15 protein-coding genes are annotated in these 17761 nt (G+C 71.4%); 8 read left to right on the forward strand and 7 right to left on the reverse strand.

Annotated elements, in window-relative coordinates; translation table 11 throughout:
* Positions 1-113 precede the first annotated feature (113 nt).
* From ACFPIJ_RS14535 to ctaD, 7 genes are all read left to right on the forward strand, one after another.
* Complete coding sequence (locus ACFPIJ_RS14535; protein ID WP_380115357.1) at positions 114-1091, forward strand: LacI family DNA-binding transcriptional regulator; 978 nt, start codon at positions 114-116, stop codon at positions 1089-1091.
* A gap of 72 nt (positions 1092-1163) precedes the next feature.
* Positions 1164-2363, forward strand: coding sequence for a sugar ABC transporter substrate-binding protein (locus ACFPIJ_RS14540; RefSeq protein ID WP_380115358.1), 1200 nt, complete (start codon positions 1164-1166; stop codon positions 2361-2363).
* Positions 2360-3220: a carbohydrate ABC transporter permease gene (locus tag ACFPIJ_RS14545; protein ID WP_380115359.1), complete on the forward strand. Its 861-nt coding sequence runs from the start codon at positions 2360-2362 to the stop codon at positions 3218-3220. The genes ACFPIJ_RS14540 and ACFPIJ_RS14545 overlap by 4 nt, the downstream gene beginning before the upstream one ends.
* 41 nt (positions 3221-3261) lie before the next feature.
* The gene (locus tag ACFPIJ_RS14550) at positions 3262-4074 is read left to right on the forward strand and encodes a carbohydrate ABC transporter permease (RefSeq protein WP_380115361.1); all 813 of its coding nucleotides are present in this window, start codon (positions 3262-3264) and stop codon (positions 4072-4074) included.
* Between the two features lie 8 nt (positions 4075-4082).
* Positions 4083-6026 carry a glycoside hydrolase family 31 protein gene (locus ACFPIJ_RS14555; RefSeq protein WP_380115363.1) on the forward strand — a complete coding sequence of 648 codons (1944 nt, stop codon included), beginning with the start codon at positions 4083-4085 and terminating at the stop codon, positions 6024-6026.
* Positions 6026-8167: a hypothetical protein gene (locus tag ACFPIJ_RS14560; protein ID WP_380115364.1), complete on the forward strand. Its 2142-nt coding sequence runs from the start codon at positions 6026-6028 to the stop codon at positions 8165-8167. The genes ACFPIJ_RS14555 and ACFPIJ_RS14560 overlap by 1 nt, the downstream gene beginning before the upstream one ends.
* Before the next feature lie 142 nt (positions 8168-8309).
* Complete coding sequence (gene ctaD, locus ACFPIJ_RS14565) at positions 8310-9986, forward strand: aa3-type cytochrome oxidase subunit I (RefSeq protein ID WP_380115366.1); 1677 nt, start codon at positions 8310-8312, stop codon at positions 9984-9986.
* Positions 9987-10032: 46 nt separating this feature from the next.
* Here ctaD and ACFPIJ_RS14570 read toward each other — a convergent pair whose 3' ends face one another.
* The 7 genes from ACFPIJ_RS14570 to ACFPIJ_RS14600 are packed head-to-tail and all read right to left on the reverse strand — an operon-like array spanning position 10033 to position 16117.
* Positions 10033-11133 carry a hypothetical protein gene (locus tag ACFPIJ_RS14570; protein WP_380115367.1) on the reverse strand — a complete coding sequence of 367 codons (1101 nt, stop codon included), beginning with the start codon at positions 11131-11133 and terminating at the stop codon, positions 10033-10035.
* 39 nt (positions 11134-11172) lie between these two features.
* Positions 11173-11994 (reverse strand): IclR family transcriptional regulator domain-containing protein, encoded by an 822-nt coding sequence (locus ACFPIJ_RS14575; protein WP_380115369.1) that lies wholly within the window; start codon positions 11992-11994, stop codon positions 11173-11175.
* Between the two features lie 39 nt (positions 11995-12033).
* The gene (locus ACFPIJ_RS14580; protein WP_380115370.1) at positions 12034-12984 is read right to left on the reverse strand and encodes a quinone oxidoreductase family protein; all 951 of its coding nucleotides are present in this window, start codon (positions 12982-12984) and stop codon (positions 12034-12036) included.
* Complete coding sequence (locus ACFPIJ_RS14585; protein ID WP_380115371.1) at positions 12984-13346, reverse strand: hypothetical protein; 363 nt, start codon at positions 13344-13346, stop codon at positions 12984-12986. The genes ACFPIJ_RS14580 and ACFPIJ_RS14585 overlap by 1 nt, the downstream gene beginning before the upstream one ends.
* Positions 13343-14206, reverse strand: coding sequence for a DODA-type extradiol aromatic ring-opening family dioxygenase (locus tag ACFPIJ_RS14590; RefSeq protein ID WP_380115372.1), 864 nt, complete (start codon positions 14204-14206; stop codon positions 13343-13345). Before ACFPIJ_RS14590 ends, ACFPIJ_RS14585 begins: the two co-directional genes overlap by 4 nt.
* 13 nt (positions 14207-14219) lie before the next feature.
* Complete coding sequence (locus ACFPIJ_RS14595; protein WP_380115374.1) at positions 14220-15002, reverse strand: citryl-CoA lyase; 783 nt, start codon at positions 15000-15002, stop codon at positions 14220-14222.
* Complete coding sequence (locus ACFPIJ_RS14600; RefSeq protein WP_380115376.1) at positions 14987-16117, reverse strand: CaiB/BaiF CoA transferase family protein; 1131 nt, start codon at positions 16115-16117, stop codon at positions 14987-14989. Before ACFPIJ_RS14600 ends, ACFPIJ_RS14595 begins: the two co-directional genes overlap by 16 nt.
* A gap of 184 nt (positions 16118-16301) precedes the next feature.
* Between ACFPIJ_RS14600 and ACFPIJ_RS14605 the strand changes: the two genes are divergently transcribed.
* Entirely contained in the window at positions 16302-17717 is a 1416-nt protein-coding gene (locus tag ACFPIJ_RS14605; protein WP_380115378.1) for an amidohydrolase family protein, read from the forward strand.
* Positions 17718-17761 lie beyond the last annotated feature (44 nt).

The raw sequence follows: 17761 nt of genomic DNA on the forward strand, positions 1-17761 counted from the left end.
CAGATATCTGTCAATGCCAGCGCGCGGCCTTGTCACCAGAAAATCGTGGTGCTAGGTTTCGAATCAGTTCGACGGGCACCGGAGCGCATGAGGCGTAGGGGAGGATGTGGGGCATGGCCGTGACCATCGCCGACGTCGCCAAGCACGCGGGGGTCTCCCGCAGCACGGTCTCCTACGTGCTCAGCGGCAACCGTTCGATCTCCGCCGAGACCATCGCCAGGGTCGAGGCGAGCATCGAGGCGCTGCAGTTCCGCCCGCACGCCGGCGCGCGGTCCATCCGCACCGGCCGGACCGGGGTCATCGCCATGGCCCTGCCGCTCGTGCACGGCCCGCACAACCAGGTCCAGATGCCTTACGTCTGGGCCGCACTCACCGCCGCCCAGGAGGCCGGGCTCAAGCTGCTCATGCTGACCGACGACGACGGGGCCACCGCCATCCGCGACGCGGTCGGCTCGGCGATGGTCGACGGCGTGATGGTGATGGAGGTGCAGCACAAGGACCCGCGCCCGAAGCTGCTGCGCTCGCTGAAGTGCCCGGCGGTCCTGGTCGGCACCCCGGCCAACCCGCACGGCCTGCCCTATGTCGACTTCGACTTCGTCGCCTGCGGACGGACCTGCGCCGAGCACCTCCTCGAGCGCGGGCACACGCACGTCGGCTTCCTCGGCCAGCCGCCGGAGACCTACCGGCGCGGCCTGGCCTACGCGGAGCACGCCCGCGACGGCGCCCTGGCCGCGCTGGCCGAGGAGGGCGCGACCGGCACCTGGACCGCCTGCGAGCCCTCCAGCGGCGGGGTCGTCGACGCGCTGACCGACCTGGTGACCCGCGATCCGGAGCTCACCGGGCTGATCGTCTACAACGAGCGGGCGCTGCCGCTGGTCATCGACCGGCTCGCCGGCCTCGGCCGGGCCGACGTCGACGTCGTCGCCATCTGCCCCGACGACGCCGCGGACCGGCTGGCCCGCCCGGTGACGTCGGTGTCCCTGCCGGTGGAGGAGCTCGCCCGCACCGCGGTGCAACGGCTCGCCGGCGTGATCAACGGCGCGGCGCAGCCGTCGGTCACCATGCTCGCCCCCATCCTCAAGGTCCGCTGAACCACACCCCCCGCACCGCGCGCTGTGCGCATTGTCGAATCAGTTCGACAAATCCACGAAAGGCACCCCTCCATGAAGAAGTTCACCGCCGTATTAGCCACCGCCGTCCTTGCCCTTGCCGCCTGTGGCGACGGCGCCGGCACGGCCAAGGACGACGCCGGCACCCTCACCGAGATCGACTACTACGAGGCCGCACCGCAGAACACCCAGCTGCCGAAACTCCTCGACGCCTGCGGCGCCGAGGTGGGCGTCAAGATCGAGCACCAGCAGGTGCCCCGCGCCCAGTTCATGCCCAAACTGCTGCAGCAGGCCTCGGCCCGGACCCTGCCGGACCTGGCCCTGGTCGACAACCCCGACCTGCCGCAGCTCGCCGCCAGCGGCGGCCTGGTGCCGCTCAAGGAGCTCAGCACCGAAGGGCTCTACCCGTCGATCGTCACCGCCGGCCAGTACAAGGGCGACACCTACGGCATCGCACCCGGCGTCAACGGCCTCGCCCTCTACTACAACCAGGACCTGTTCAGCGCCGCCGGGCTCCAGCCGCCGAAGACCTGGGACGAGCTGACCGCCGCCGCGAAGGCACTCACCAAGGGCACCCGCTACGGCATCGCGTTCTCCGCCGTCGGCACCGAGGAGGGCAGCTTCCAGTTCGAGCCGTTCTTCTGGACCGCGGGCGCGAACCTCAAGCAGCTCGACTCACCCGAGGCCGTCAAGGCCCTGACGCTCTGGAAGGACCTGGTGGACGCCAAGGCCGCGTCCAAGTCGGTCGTCACGTGGACCCAGGCCGACGTCAACGACCAGTTCATGGCCGGCAACGCGGCGATGATGGTCAACGGCCCGTGGCAACTGCCGACGCTGAACGCCAAGCAGGGCCTCAAGTTCGGCATCGTCCCGATCCCGATCCCGGCGCCGACGGCGAAGCCGGTCACCCCGCTCGGCGGCGAGATGTGGACCGTCGGGCGCAGCAACCCGGAGCGCGAACGCAAGGCGATCGCCGTCCTCAAGTGCCTGCTGGGCAAGGACAAGAGCCTCGAGTGGTCCACGGCCGCCGGCTACGTCCCCAGCAACCAGGCCGCCGCCGCCGCGCTCGCGCAGAGCAACCCGCAGCTCGCCGCGTTCGTCGAGGAGGTCGCCACCGCGCAGGCCCGCACCGCCGACCTCGGCACCGACTACCCGAAGACCAGCGAGGCGTTGTTCAACGCGATCCAGTCGTGCCTGGCCGGCGGCAAGTCACCGCAGGAGGCGCTCAAGGCGGCCCAGGCATCCCTGAAATGAGAAAGCTGGCCTTCGTCGCCCCGGCCTGGCTCTACGTCGCCGTGTTCTACCTGTATCCGCTCGCCACCAACGTGCGGATGGGCTTCCAGGACTTCACGGTCACGTCGTTCTACACGGGCGTCGCGCCGTTCGTCGGGTTGCGCAACTACCGCGAGGTGTTCCGCGACCCGGCGTTCGCCGGCACCGTCACCAACACCGTGCTGTTCACCGCCGGGTCGCTGCTGCTGCAGTTCGGCATCGGCCTCGCCCTGGCCGTGTTCTTCAAGCGGAACTTCCCGCTCGGCGGGGCGCTGCGCTCGCTGCTGCTGGTGCCGTGGCTGCTGCCGCTCGTGGTGTCCGGCACCGCCTGGCGCTGGATCCTCGAGACCGACTCCGGGGTCCTCAACCGGACGCTGCTCAACCTGCACCTGGTGTCGGAGCCGGTGCCGTGGCTGGCCAGCACCGACCTGTCGCTGACCGCGGTGACGCTGGTCAACGTCTGGGTCGGCATCCCGTTCAACATGGTGATCCTCTACGGCGGCCTGCAGGCCATCCCCGCCGAGCTCTACGAGGCGGCGCAGCTGGACGGCGCGGGGGCGTGGCATCGGTTCCGCCGGGTCACCCTGCCACTGCTGCGCCCGGTCACCACCGTCGTGCTCACCCTCGGGCTCATCTACACGCTGAAGGTCTTCGACGTCATCATGGTGCTCACCCAGGGCGGCCCGGCCGACTCGTCGCAGACGCTCACCACCTACTCCTACGACCTGTCCTTCCAGCAGTTGGCGTTCGGTCACGGCGCCGCCGTCGGCAACGTGCTCGTGCTCGTCGCGATCGTTTTCGCGGTGGCGTACCTGCGCGCCGAAAAGCGGACGCCGTGAGCAAAAGCGCCGTGAGCAAAAGCGCCGTGAGCAAAAGCGCCGTGAGCAGACGCGCCGTGAGCACCGCCGCCGGGATCGCGATCCTCGCGGTGATGCTGTTCCCCCTGTACTGGATGCTCAACGCGTCCCTGCTGCCGTCGACCGAGCTGATCCAACCGGAGCCCACCTGGCTGCCGATCCACGGCACCCTCGACGGCTACCGCAACGCCCTGCAGAGCCAGGGCGGGCACCTGCTCACCAGCCTGTACGTCGCGCTCGGCACCGTCGCGGTCACCCTGGCCGTCGCCGTGCCGGCCGCCTACGGGCTCGCCCAGCTCGGCGCGCCGCTCGCCCGGACGCTGCTGTTCGCGCTGCTGGTGGCGCAGATGATCCCCGGCATCGTGATGGCCAACGCGTTCTACGTCGCGGCGAACGAGCTGTACCTCATCAACACCCCGATCGCGCTGATCCTGGCCGACTCGACGCTGTGCGTGCCGTTCGCCGTGCTGATCCTGCACGCGTTCATGCGCGGCATCCCGGCCGAGATCCGCGAGGCCGCCGCCCTGGACGGCGCGTCCAGCCTGCGGGCGCTGCGCTCGGTGATCCTGCCGGTCAGCCGCAACGCCGTCATCACCGCGAGCCTGTTCTCGTTCCTGTTCGCCTGGGCGGACTTCCTCTACGCCGTCACCCTCACCACCCGCGACGAGGCCGCCCCGATCACGGTCGGCATCTACCGCTTCATCGGCGCGCACATCAGTGACTGGAACAGCGTCATGGCCACCGGGGTCATCGCCTCGCTGCCGGTCGCCGTGCTGCTCGTCGTGGCGCAGCGGTACGTCGCAGCCGGCATCACCAGCGGCAGCGTCAAAGACTAGGAGCATTCGTGTCGAAGCAACTGACCTGGCGGCAGGGCCACCACGTCCTCACCGTCGAACCCTGGGGCGCCGACAGCGTCCGGGTCCGGGCCGGCCTGCACCGCATCGAGCCCGACCTGCCGGGCGCGCTGCTGCCACCGCCGGCGACACCGGCCACTGTGGACGGTGCCGGGCTCGTCAACGGCCGGCTGCGGGTCGAGATCAGTGACGACGGGCTGCTCACCGCGTGGCGCACCGACACCGGCGCGGAGCTGCTGCGGGAGGAACCCGCGCACTTCTGGTGGCCGGGGGCGCGGCACTTCGAGGCGGCCGGCGGCGGCACGTACCGCATCGAACAACGCTTCCACGCGCACGACGGGGAGCGCTTCTACGGGCTCGGCCAGCACGGGCACGGCCGCCTCGACCAGAAGGGCATGGTGCTGGAGCTGCGGCAGCGCAACGGCGAGGTGAGCATCCCGTTCACCGTCTCCAGCCGCGGCTACGGCCTGCTGTGGAACAACCCGGCGCTGGGCCGGGTGGAGCTGGCCGCCAACGGCACCCGCTGGGTCGCCGACCGGGCCCGGCAGATCGACTACTGGCTCACCGCCGGCGAACCCGCCGACGTCCTGCGCCGGTACGCCGACGTCACCGGCCCCGCCCCCGAGCTGCCGGCGTGGGCGTCCGGGCTGTGGCAGAGCAAGCTGCGGTACACCTCGCAACAGGAACTCCTCGACGTCGCCCGCGAGTACGCCCGGCGCGACCTGCCGCTGTCCGTCATCGTCGTGGACTACCTGCACTGGAAACACCTCGGCGACTGGGACTGGGACGCCGCCGCCTGGCCGGACCCGCGGGCGATGGCCGGCGAGCTCAAGGCGCTCGGCGTCGAACTGGTCGTGTCGGTGTGGCCGTCGGTGAGCCCGCTGTCGGCGAACTACGCGGCGATGCGCGACGCCGGGCTGCTCGCCGCCACGGACCACGGCCCGGCCGTGCACGCCGACTGGCCCGACGGCCCGACCGACGCGCCGCTCGCGGTCGCGTTCTACGACGCCACCGACCCCCGCGCCCGCGACTTCCTCTGGGACCGCGTCCACCAGCACTACGGCCGGGCCGGCATCCGCGCGTTCTGGCTCGACGCGTGCGAGCCGGAGACCCGCCCCGGGCACCTGCACAACCTGAACCTCGCCGCCGGGCCGGGCGCCGAGGTGGCCAACCTGTACCCCCGCGAACACACCCGGGGCGCCTACGAACACCTGCGCGCCCAGGGTGAGACCGAGGTGCTCAGCCTGGTCCGCTCCGCGTGGGCCGGCTCGCAGCGCTACGGCGCGGCGCTGTGGTCCGGCGACATCCCGGCCACCTTCGACGCGCTCGCGATGTCGGTGCGGGCCGGGCTCAACACCGCCATGAGCGGCATCCCGTGGTGGACCACCGACATCGGCGGCTTCCACGGCGGCGACCCGAACGACCCGGACTACCGGGAGCTGCTGGTGCGCTGGTTCCAGTTCGGCGTGTTCTGCCCGCTGCTGCGCCTGCACGGGCACCGGGAGCCGCGCGCCGATCGGGCCGGCGTCGGGGTCGGCGGCGGCCCGAACGAACCCTGGTCCTACGGCCCCGGTGTCTACCCGATCCTCGAACGGCTCATCCGGCTGCGCGAGCGGCTCCGCCCGTATCTGCACGAGCAGCTGCGCACCGGGCTGCCGCTGATGCGCCCGCTGCTGCTGGAGTTCCCGCACGACCCGGCCGCGTGGGACGTCGAGGACGCGTTCCTGTTCGGCCGGGACCTGCTGGTCGCGCCGGTCACCACGCCGGCGACCACGCACCGCGAGGTGTACCTGCCCGCCGGCGCGACCTGGACGCACACCGACACCGGCACCACGTTTCCGGGCGGGCGGCACGTCACCGTCGCCGCACCGCTCGCGCAGATTCCCGTGTTCCTACGGGACAACGCCCAGATCCCTATCGCTCAGGAGGAATGATGTCCCGCGCAGCTCCGCCAAGCCGCCTCATCGCCGCCCTGCTCCTCGCCGCCGCGGTTTCCGTGGTGGGCACCGGACCCGCCGAGGCCGCCGACAGCACCGTGACCGTCAACCTCGCCGCGCCCGGCAAGACACCGACCCGCGCCGGCGCCGGCTTCCTCTACGGCCTCACCCAGAACGGCGTCGGCCCCGCCGACAGCCTCCTGCAACCGTTGCGCCCGACCCTGTTCCGCGGCGGCGGCGCCCGCATCGCCGGGCACGGCTGGCTCGGCGACGGCTACCGGGCCGGCACCGGCTACCAGGTCCGGGTCACGTCCGCGATCGACCAGGCCCGCCGGGTCACCGCCGCGCCCTACAACGCCACCTACCACCTGCTCGTCTCCGACGTGTGGGGCGCCGACACCGAACAGCCCGCGAACACCGTCTACCCCTGCGACAACGGCGACTGCACCAACTGGCGCTCGTTCATCACCCAGCTGGTGACCGACGTCAAGGCATCAGGTGTACGGGTGCGCTACGACATCTGGAACGAACCCGACGGCACCGGCTTCTGGCCCCGCGGGGTGAACAGCGCCCAGTACTACCAGATGTGGAACACCGCCGTCACCGAGATCCGGCGCCTCGACCCGGCCGCGGTGATCGTCGGCCCGTCCTACAGCGGCTACAACCACGGCTGGCTGGACGCGTGGCTGGCGCGCACCAAGGCCGACGGCACCCTGCCGGGCGTCCTCAACTGGCACTTCGGCAACGACCCCCTCGCCGATTCCAACGACGCCAAGGCCATCATGTCCGCCCGCGGGGTCGGCCCGCTGCCCATGACCATCGACGAGTACCTGTTCTCGCAACAGCAGCAGCCGGGGTACCTCGCCTGGTACCTCGCGCGGCTCGCCCCGTCCGACGTGTCCGCGGCCGCGCACGCGATCTGGTCGGACTGCTGCACCGCCGGCACCCTGGACTCGGTGCTGTGGAACGGCCAGCCGACCGGCCAGTGGTGGGTGTATCGCGCGTACGCCCAGCTCACCGGCAACCTCGTCGCTGTCAGCGGCGGCACCGGCGTCGCGGCCACGGCCGCCGTCGACCAGGGCGCCGGCCGGGCGGTCGCATTGCTGGGCAACCAGACCGGGCAGACGGGCACGACGTCGATCGCGTTCAGCGGCATCCCGTCATGGCTGCTGTCCGGCGGCCGGACCCGCGTCACGGTGCAGCGCATCCCCGACCAGTCCCCGCTCGCCGCGCCGATCGTCGTCAGCAGCGCCGACCTCACGGTCACCGGCGGTGCGCTGACCGTGCCCGTGACGATGGTGTCCGGCACCGACGCGTACACGGTGACCCTCGGCAACCCCATCGACGGCGGTACCGGCGGCGGTGTGTCTGTTGTGGACGCGAACGCGGCGGACTTCACCTACGGCACCGGCTGGGGCCTCACCACCGGCGTCGCCGACATGTATGCCGGGACCGCGAACTGGAGCCACACCGCCGGCGCCACGGCCACCTTCCGCTTCACCGGCACCCAGGTGGCCCTGCGCGCGGTCCGCGACGTCGACCAGGGCCGCATGACCGTCTCCGTCGACGGCGGCCCGCCGACCACGGTCGACAACTACGCGGCGGCCCGCAACGCCTCCGGCGTCGTGTGGACCAGCCCAACGCTTGCCAACGGCCAGCACACGCTCACGATCGTCAACACCGGCCAGCGCAACCCGGCCTCCACCGGCATCAACATCGCCCTGGACCGGGCCGACGTCACCGCCGCCGCCCCGCCGGCCGTCATCGACGGCAACGACGGCCGGTTCGTCTACAGCGCCGGCTGGGGCCTCGCCACGGGCATCGCCGACATGTACGCGGGCACGGCGAACTGGAGCTTCACCACCGGCTCGACGGCGCAGCTGCCGTTCACCGGCACCCGCGTCGCCCTGCACGCCGTCCGCGACGTCGACCAGCAGATCATCGCGGTCTCCGTCGACGGCGGCGCCGAGTCCCTCGTGGACAACTACGCCCCGGCCCGCAACGCCTCCGGCGTGGTGTGGACCAGCCCGGTCCTCGCCGCCGGCCAGCACACCCTGCGGGTCCGCGTGACGGGGACGAAGCACCCGGCCAGCTCCGGCTGGAACGTCGCCATCGACAGCGCCGACGTCACCGCCTGACCGGCCCGCCGCGGCCGGCATCGGATGCCGGCCGCGGCGCCCGGTCGCGATGTCGGGCCGGTGTCGGGCCACCGGCCGTTTCGGCAGCGGGCGATCGGGTAGCGAGCGGCGCCAGGGATCGTGCTGCGCTTCGGGGGTTGCCGTGACGACGTTGAAGCCGGGTCCGGCGGTGGACCGCCGGCGCCAGGTCCGGCCGATGATCAAAGGGTCGGCGCTGGGGCGGCTGATGCGCACCACGGACGCGAAACAGATCGGCATCCTGTACCTGGTCACGTCGTTCGCGTTCTTCATCGCCGGTGGCGCGATGGCGCTGCTGATGCGCGCCGAACTGGCCCGGCCGGGGCTGCAGTTCCTCTCCCCGGAGCAGTACAACCAGCTGTTCACCATTCACGGCACCGTCATGCTGCTACTGTTCGCGACGCCGGTGGTGTTCGCGTTCGCCAACTACATCGTGCCGCTGCAGATCGGCGCGCCGGACGTCGCGTTCCCCCGGCTGAACGCGCTCGCCTACTGGCTCTTCCTGTTCGGCGGCAGCCTCGTCATCGCCGGGTTCATCACCCCCAACGGCGCGGCCGACTTCGGCTGGTTCGCCTACGCCCCGCTCAACAGCGTCACGAACTCCCCCGGTGTCGGCGCCGACCTGTGGATCGTCGGCCTCGTCCTGTCCGGCCTCGGCACGATCCTCGGCGCGGTCAACATGATCACCACGATCCTCACCCTGCGGGCACCCGGCATGACGATGTTCCGGATGCCCATCTTCACGTGGAACATCCTGATCACCGCCGCCATGGTCATCATGGTCTTCCCGCTGCTCGCCGCGGCCCTGCTGACGCTGCTGGCCGACCGCCGCCTCGGCGCCCACGTCTATGACGCGGAGACCGGCGGCGCGATGCTGTGGCAGCACCTGTTCTGGTTCTTCGGCCATCCCGAGGTGTACATCGTTGCGCTGCCGTTCTTCGGCATCATCACCGAGGTCATCCCGGTGTTCAGCCGCAAGCCAGTCTTCGGCTACAAGGGTATGGTCGGCGCCACCATCGCGATCGGCGCGCTGTCGATGAGCGTGTGGGCGCACCACATGTTCGGCACGGGCCAGGTACTGCTGCCGTTCTTCAGCTTCCTCAGCTACCTGATCGCCATCCCGACCGGGATGAAGTTCTTCAACTGGACCGGCACGATGTGGCGCGGGCAGCTGACGTTCGAGACGCCGATGCTGTTCGCCGTCGGGTTCCTCGTCACGTTCCTGCTCGGCGGGCTCTCCGGCGTCCTGCTCGCCAGCCCCCCGATCGACTTCCACGTCACCGACACGTACTTCGTGGTGGCGCACTTCCACTACGTGCTGTTCGGCACGATCGTGTTCGCGGTCTACTCCGGCGTCTATTTCTGGTTCCCGAAGATGACCGGCCGGATGCTCGACGAGCGGCTCGGCAGGTTGCACTTCTGGCTGACGTTCGTCGGCTTCCACCTGACCTTCCTCGTCCAGCACTGGCTGGGCACGCAGGGCATGCCGCGCCGCTACGCCGATTACCTGCCGGGTGACGGGTTCACCCTGCTCAACACGGTCTCGACGATCGGCTCGTTCGTCCTCGGCGCCGCCACGCTGCCGTTCCTCTACAACGTGTGGAGGTCCTACAAGGTCGGCCGGGTCACCCGGGCCGACGACCCGTGGGGCCATGGCAACGCCCTGGAGTGGGCGACGAGCTGCCCGCCGCCGCTGCGCAACTTCTACCGGATGCCCCGCATCCGCTCCGAGCGGCCGGCGTTCGACGCGAAATTCCCGGAGCTCGCCGGCCGGGACTGGCCCGCCGTCGAGGACCGGTGACGCGTCACGGCGGGGAACAGCCCGCCGTGGAGGACCGGGTGACGTGTCACGGCCGGGTGCGGGACCGGCGGGTCAACGGGAGGTGGTGGAAGGAGATCGGCCGGTCGGCCGACCACGGGGCGGACGGCGCCGTGGTGAGCGACGCGAACTGCAGCAGCACCTGCTCGTAGCAGACCCGCCACCCGGCGAAGTCCCGCCACGCCTGATCACGGTCCTCCTTGAGCTTCGCCCCGGCCGCGGCCAGCCGGTGGCACGCGTCGTCGAACTCCGCACGGGTGACCGCGATCGGGTCGGTCGGCCGCGGGTCGGGATCGTAGGGCATGTGGAAGTAGTCGCCGACGCGCCGCAGCGCGAGCGAGCCGGCCCGCACGCACAGCCCCGCGTGCGACGGTTGCGGGTCCTGGGAGGCGAACGTCGAGGCGACCAGCGACGCGGAGTCCAGCACGGCACCGGCGGCGGTCACCCAGTGCCGGTCCGGCGACGGGGAACGGAAGAACACCAGCAACGGGTTGGATGAGTGGGTCTCCTCGATCTCGTTGAACCAGCGGGTCCACTCGTGCCAGTACGCGTCCAGCAGGGTCAGGCCCTTGACCTGCAGCAGCCGCTCCAGCAGTTCGGTGGCCGACGGCGGGGTGCCGGCCTCGCTCTCCAGCGCCGTCACCAGGATCTCGCGGCGGGAGTAGCTGGTGTACAGCGACGGCAGGAAGCTGATCAGCAGCGCGAGCAGCCCCAGGCCGAGGGTGGCCTCGATGAGCTGCAGCCCGCCGGTGACGACGCCACCCGGCTGGTGGAAGCCGAGCGTCAACAGCGACGAGCCGCTGTCCAGCAGCGCGTTCTGCCACGGACGCACGCCGAGGGCCCAGTACACGGCGGCGAACCCGGCCAGGATGACCGACAGCCACACCAGCGGCAGCGCCAGCAGCGTGACCGGCGCGAACATCGCCAGCACCCGGTCGTGGGCCGGATAGCCGCGGGTCCACCGCAGACGCAGGTCGAACAGCGCGCGGCTGGCGGCAATGATCCAGCGGGTCAGCAGGACCGAGGTGGCGCGGGGCACGACCAGCGTGTGGGTCGCGGACGCGACGGTCAGCAGGATCGCCACCGACGCGAGCACGATGACCAGCACGGGAAGCAGATCTCGGAGCATGGCACCGCCCTGCCAAACGGTTGCGGGTCTACCGCCAAACTACCGCGTGGGCGACGGGGTCAGCGCCTGGTCCACCTGCGGGCGGGACTGCCACAGCGCCCAGTCGGAGCTGATCGCGCCGGCGGCCCGCTGCAGGTGCGGCAGGTGCCGGTCGAGGAGGGTCTTGGTGCTGGTCTCGGCCGAGTTGACGGTGACGTTCATCGCCGCGCGGACCTCGCCGCGGCCGTCGCGGATCGGCACGGCGACGGACCGGATGCCGGGTGCCAGCTCGTTGTCGGCGACGGCGAAGCCGCGGGCGTTGACCTCGCGCAGCATCGCGTCGATCGCGGCCCGGCTGTGCTGTACCCACGGCTGGATGCCGGAGCGGCTGGGCAGGGCGAGGACGGCGTCGAGCTGCTCCGGGGGCAGCGCGGCGAGCAGCACCTTGCCCTGGGAGGTGACGGCCGCCGGGAAGCGGGTGCCGATCTGCACCCGCAGCGCGATGATCTTCGGTACGGCCACCCGCGCGAGGTAGACCACGTCGGAGCCGTCCAGCTGGGTGATCGACGACGACTCGCCGGTCGCGGCGACGAGCTGCTCCATGTGCGGGCGGGCCATGTCCCACAGGGAGAGGGCGCCGACATACGCCATGCCGAGTTCGAGCACGCGCGGGGTGAGCTCGTGGCCACCGGCCGAGGTCCGCACGTAGCCGAGCTCCTCCAGGGTGAGCAGGATCCGGCGGGCGGTCGGGCGGGCCAGGCCGGTGGCGGCGGCGACCTCGGCGAGGCTCATGCGCGGGCGGTCGGCGTGGAACGCCCGGATCACGTCCAGCCCCCGCGCCAGGGCCTCGATGAAGTCCGGTCCTTCTCCGCGCTGTGCCATCGCCGCCTCATGGTGTTGTGGTTGATCCGCCGAGCGAGACTATCCTGGAACGACCACTACTCGCCGGGTTGCCGGCGAGGTCCAGGCTGCTGCGATGTCGGCCAGTGGCACGGCCACGTGGTCGACGACGAGCCGCCCGGCGGTCGCGTGCTCGGCGAGGTATCGCATCGTGGCGCCCTTCTCCGACGCACTGAGCTCGTTGTTGGTGTAACCGAGGATCCGCAGCGAACCGCTGCGCAGCGTCACGGAGTCCAGCGGCGCGACCTCCCCCGCGGCGCTGCCGAGGTTCACGAGCCTGCCGCCGCGGCGCAGGGTCCGCAGGGCGGCCGCCGCCGGGATCCCGAACAGCGGGTCCAGCACCAGGTCGACCGGACCGTCGGTGGCGTCCTGCAGCCGCTCGGCCAGACCGGGCACGTCGTCGGTGTCGTGCAGCGGGACGACGGCGTCGGCCCCGAGCCGGTGCGCGCGTTCCTGGGCGGCGGCGGACCGGCACGCGGCGATGACCCGGCGGGCGCCGGCGAGGCGGGCAAGCTGGATCGCCGCCTGCCCGACGACGCCACCGCCGCCGAGGACGACGACCTGCTCGCCGGGGCGTAGCTCGCCGCGCCAGGTCAGCGCCTGCCAGGCGGCGACGGCGGACAGCCCGAGGGCGGCGATGAGGCGGTGGTCGGCGCCGGCGGGCAGCCGGATCACCGTGGACGCGGGCACGGTGACCTGTTCGGCCATGCTGCCGTCGCCGGGGCGCATCCCGGCGTCGGTCGGGAACCACACCGCGGTCCCGTCGGGCAATGTGCCGACACCCTGCACGCCGGGGACGTACGGCACCGCGGGCGCGCCGAAGTACGACGTGCCGGAGGCGCACAGCAGGTCGAGCGGCGTGATGGGCGCGGCGGTCACGCTGACCGTCACCATGCCGTCGGCGGGCACCGGAACGGGACGCGAGACGACGACCGGCGGCTGCCCGCACCGGATGATCGTGGCGGCGCGCATCAGGTCGCGATGTCCGGGTACGGCAGCTCGAAGTGGGCCAGGCGGGCGCCGTACTGCTTCTGGTAGAACAGGGGCTCGTCGTGGTCGCGTTCGAACATGGCGATGAACAGCGTCAGCGTGAGGAACGGGTGCGCGCCGAGCGCGAAGAGCGCGACGTGGTCGTGCCCGGCCAGCGCGGCCCGCTCCTCGTCGGTGAACCGCAGCCAGGTGCTCGCCTCGCCGCCGTGGCAGTTGAGCAGCGCGTTGGCCAGCGTCGACTCCCACCAGGTGACGGTCCCGACGGGATCGGAACGGTAGCGCTCCACCAACGAAGGGTCCCTGTCCACTGTGTACAGGAACTTGTCCAGCAGGTACTTGCTCACAACACACCTCCCTGTGGGTACCAGGTGAAGTAGGCCTCCATCGTGTGGAACAGGTCGTAGGTGTCGACGTAGTCGGCCTTCGCGCCGTCGCCGGCGACGCCCATCATGAGCATGAAGTCCATGAAGCCGTGGGTGGCGTTGCCCGGGGCGTGCAGGCTGTCGAGGGTCACCTCGGACAGGCAGCCGTCCAGGTCGCCGTTGGCGATCCACTCCACCGCCCGGCGGTCGAACTCGGGGTCGGGGCCGTGCGGCCCGAACTGCCGGGGCCCGCCGAGCTCCAGGGACAGATGCCCGGTGCCGATGACGGCGACGCGCAGGTCACTGGGCCAGGATTCGACCAGTTCGCGGATGGTGCGACCGAGCTGCACGAACCGTTTCGGCTGCGGCAGCGGCGGGGCGAAGATGTTGGTGTAGATCGGCACGATCGGCAGGTCCGCCTCGGGCCGCAGCGTGATGATCGGGCAGGTGATGCTGTGGTCGATCCGCAGCTCGTTGCTGAACGCCAGGTCGAAGCCGGCGTCCAGGCCCTCGCGCAGCACGTGCGCGGACAGGTCCTCCTGGCCGCGCAGCAGCATCCGGGGCAGCCCGAACTCGCGCTCCTCGTTGTGCCAGTTCGCGTCGTAGAACGGTGCCTTGCCGACGAGGAACTGCGGCATGTTGTCCAGCCACAGCTGGTGGAAGTGGTCGGAGCCGACCATGACGAGCACGTCGGGGTTGGCGCGGGTCAACGTCTCGCGGAACGCGGTGACCTTGCGGACCCACTCGTCGGCGAACGGTGGGCGGTCCGCGCCGGTGGCGGTGCTGGCCTTGTAGTAGAACGGGTGATGTGTCGAGGCGATGACCGCGACGACCTGAGCCATGACGCGGGTCCTTTCACTCGGTGGGGGTGACGTAGCGGGCGTTGCGGTCCACGGTGCGGTAGATCTCCAGGCCGAGGCCGGTGCGGCGCTCCTCGGCGAGGTGGCCGAGCAGCCCGGCGGCGCGGGCCAGCAGCGCGAAGCCGCGCAGCATCTCGACCGGCAGGCCGAGGTCGGCGAGGGCCGCGCCGCAGACCCCGGCGCCGTTGAGCGGCAGGGTGCGGCCGAGGATCGCGGGGTGGGCCCGGCCGATCGCCTCGAACAGGCGCAGGTGCGGGCCGCGCAGCCCCTCCTCCTCGGCGATGCGGATCAGGACCGGGGTGCGCGGGTCCTGCACCTTGTGCACGGGATGGCCGAGGCCGGGCACGAGCTTGCCTTCGGCGCGGCGGGCGGTGATCGCGGCGGCGGCGAGGGCATCCCAGTCGTCGGGCTCTCCCTCGACGCCGGCCAGGACCGAGTGCAGGAAGACGGCGCAGTCCTCGGTGACGCCGAGGAAGCGGGAGCCGCCGCCGAGCAGCCCCGCCGCCAGGGCGCCCTGCAGCGCCTCGGGCGCGCTGGCGTAGGTGAGCCGGGCCGCGATCGCGGTCGGCGTGAACCCGTGATCGGCGAGTGCGACCAGGACCGCCTCGAAGACCCGGGTCTCGCCGGGCGTGGGGCGGCGGCCGGCAACCAGCCAGAACGCCAGCTCGCCGAAGCCGACCCGGCCCATGAGGTCGGCGGCCAGGTCCTGGCCGAGCAGCGTGATGCGGTCGGCGTCGGAGGTGCCGATGGAGGTGGGGAAGCTCAGCTCTTCAGCCATTGCCGGATCTCCTCGCCGTGCTCGTCCAGGCCGGGCGGCGGCAGCTCGTATCGCGGCGGGGTCGCCGAGAGCGTGATGGGGTTGCGGATGCCCGGCACCGCGCCGGCCTCGACGACCGGTTCGAGGCCGAGGGAGGTCGCCATGGCGACGCCGCCGTCGATGGTGTTGATGGGTGCGCACGGCACGCCGGCGGCCATGAGCTCGGCGAACCACTCGTCCTTGCCCTTGGCCGCCAGCCGCTGCACGAGCAGCGGGCGCAGCGCCTCCCGGTGCGCGGTGCGGTCCTGGTTGCGCTGGAACCGGGGGTCGTCGAGGATTTCCTCGCAGCCGAGCACGGCGCACAGCTTGCGGAACTGGCCGTCATTGCCGGCGATGACGATGAGGTCGCCGTCGGCGGTCGGCAGCGGCTCGTAGGGGAACAGGCTCGGGTGCGCGTTGCCCATGCGGAACGGCACGGTGCCGCCCGCGACGTACCCGCTGCTGTGGTTGACGAGGCCGGACAGCGCGGAGGACAGCAGGTTGACCTCGACGTGCTGGCCGGCGCCGGTGGCGGTGCGGTGGTGCAGCGCGGCGAGGATGCCGATGCTCGCGTGCATGCCGGCCATGACGTCGAAGACGGAGATCCCGGCCCGGAACGGGGGGCCGCCGGGATCGCCGGTGAGGCTCATCAGCCCGGAGATCGCCTGCACCATCAGGTCGTAGCCGGGCAGGGCCGCCCCGGCGCCGGCGCCGAAGCCGCTGATGGAGGCGTAGACGACGCCGGGGTTGGCGGCGGCGACGGCGGTGTAGTCGAGGCCGAAGCGGCGCAGGCCGCCGGGCTTGAAGTTCTCGATCATCACGTCGGCGCGGGCGGCGAGCGCCTGCGCGGCGGCGAGGTCGTCGTCCAGCCGCAGGTCGAGGGCGATCGAGCGCTTGTTGCGGTTGATGCCGAGGTAGTAGGTGGACACGCCGTCGCGGGTCGGCGGCATCCAGGTGCGGGTGTCGTCGCCGCCGGGCCCCTCCACCTTGATCACGTCGGCGCCGAGGTCGGCGAGGAGCATCGTCGCGTACGGCCCCGCGAGGATCCTGGAGAAGTCGGCCACCAGCAACCCGCTCAGCGGTCCGCGTGTTTCCACAAAGCATCTCCTGTCCGCTCAGCGGACAATCGTCCGGTGAACCCAGTTTCAACCCGCAGATCCACACTGTCAACCACGGCTGGCTTCTTGACATGCTCCGTGAGGCGGACCACACTTTCGCCACTCGATCCTGTGACCGCCACACGGACAATCGTCCGCAGAAGGCGATCCGTACCGACAGGAGATGACAGCAATGACCGCGGTGCTGTTCCGCAACGGTCTGGTACTCACGATGGACGACGCGCACACGGTGCTCCCCGGCGCCGACGTCCTGGTCGTCGACGAACGCGTCGCCGAGGTCGGCGTCGGCCTCACCGCCCCGCCCGGCGCCGTGGAGATCGACGCCACCGGCGGCATCGTCATGCCCGGGATGATCGACACGCACCGGCACCTGTGGCAGACCGCGATGCGCGGGTACGGCGCCGACTGGACGCTCACCCAGTACTTCGTCTGGTACTACCTGGAGTCCGGCCGGCACTTCCGCCCCGAGGACATCCACGCCGGCAACGTCCTCGGTGCCCTCGAGGCGCTCGACGCCGGCGTCACCACCACCGTCGACTGGTCACACGGCCTGCAGACCCCGCAGCACGCCGACGCCGCCGCCGACGCCCTCGAGTCGGTCCCGGGCCGGTTCGTCCTCGCCTACGGCAACATCCAGCAGGGCCCGTGGGAGTGGGCGACCAGCCCCGAGTTCCGCGACTTCGTGTCCCGCCGCATCGGCGGCAACGACCTGCTCGGCTTCCAGATGGCGTTCGACGTCACCGGCGACCCCGCCTTCCCGGAGCGCGCCGCCTTCGAGGTCGCCCGCGAGCTGGGGGTGCCCGTCACCACGCACGCCGGGGTGTGGGGCGCCACCAACGACGACGGCATCCGCCTCATGCACGAGCACGGGTTCATGACCCCGTCGACCGTCTACGTCCACGCCGCCACGCTCACGCACGACTCGTACCAACGCATCGCCGCGACCGGAGGGTCCGTCTCGGTGTCCACGGAGAGCGAGCAGAGCGCCGGCCAGGGCTACCCGCCGACCTGGCAGCTGCGCGACCACGGCATCCCGGTGTCACTGTCGATGGACACGAGCGTCTGGTGGAGCGGCGACCTGTTCTCCGCGATGCGGGCCACCCTCGGCGCCGACCGCTCCCGCGAGCACCTGCAGGCGCACGACCGCGCGGAGACCGTCACCCACGTGCACCTGCGCGCCGAGCAGGTGGTCGACTGGGCGACCCGCGGCGGCAGCAGGGCCCTGGGCCTCGACAGCGTCGTCGGCAGCCTGCAGCCCGGACGCAAGGCCGACGTGGTGCTGCTGAAGAACGACGACTCCCCCGTGATGTTCCCGATCCTCAATCCCTACGGCCACGTCGCGTTCCAGGCGCAGCGCGGCGACGTGCACACCGTGCTCGTCAACGGGCGCATCGTCAAACGCGACCACAAGCTCGTCGGCGCCGACCTCGCCAAGGCCCGCCAGGACGTCGAGCGGACCGTCGAGCACCTGATCGCCACGATGGGACCGGAGGCCTGGGCCCGCGGCATGAACCCCGACATCCCGGCCACGAAGGTGCTCGACAACCCGTACACCTACACCGAGTGGACCAACGCCTGACGGGCGGTGGCACGTTCCGGGGATTCGGCGCACCGCCGGCATGC

It is taken from the genome of Dactylosporangium cerinum (assembly GCF_042653625.1).
Classification (GTDB): domain Bacteria; phylum Actinomycetota; class Actinomycetes; order Mycobacteriales; family Micromonosporaceae; genus Dactylosporangium; species Dactylosporangium cerinum.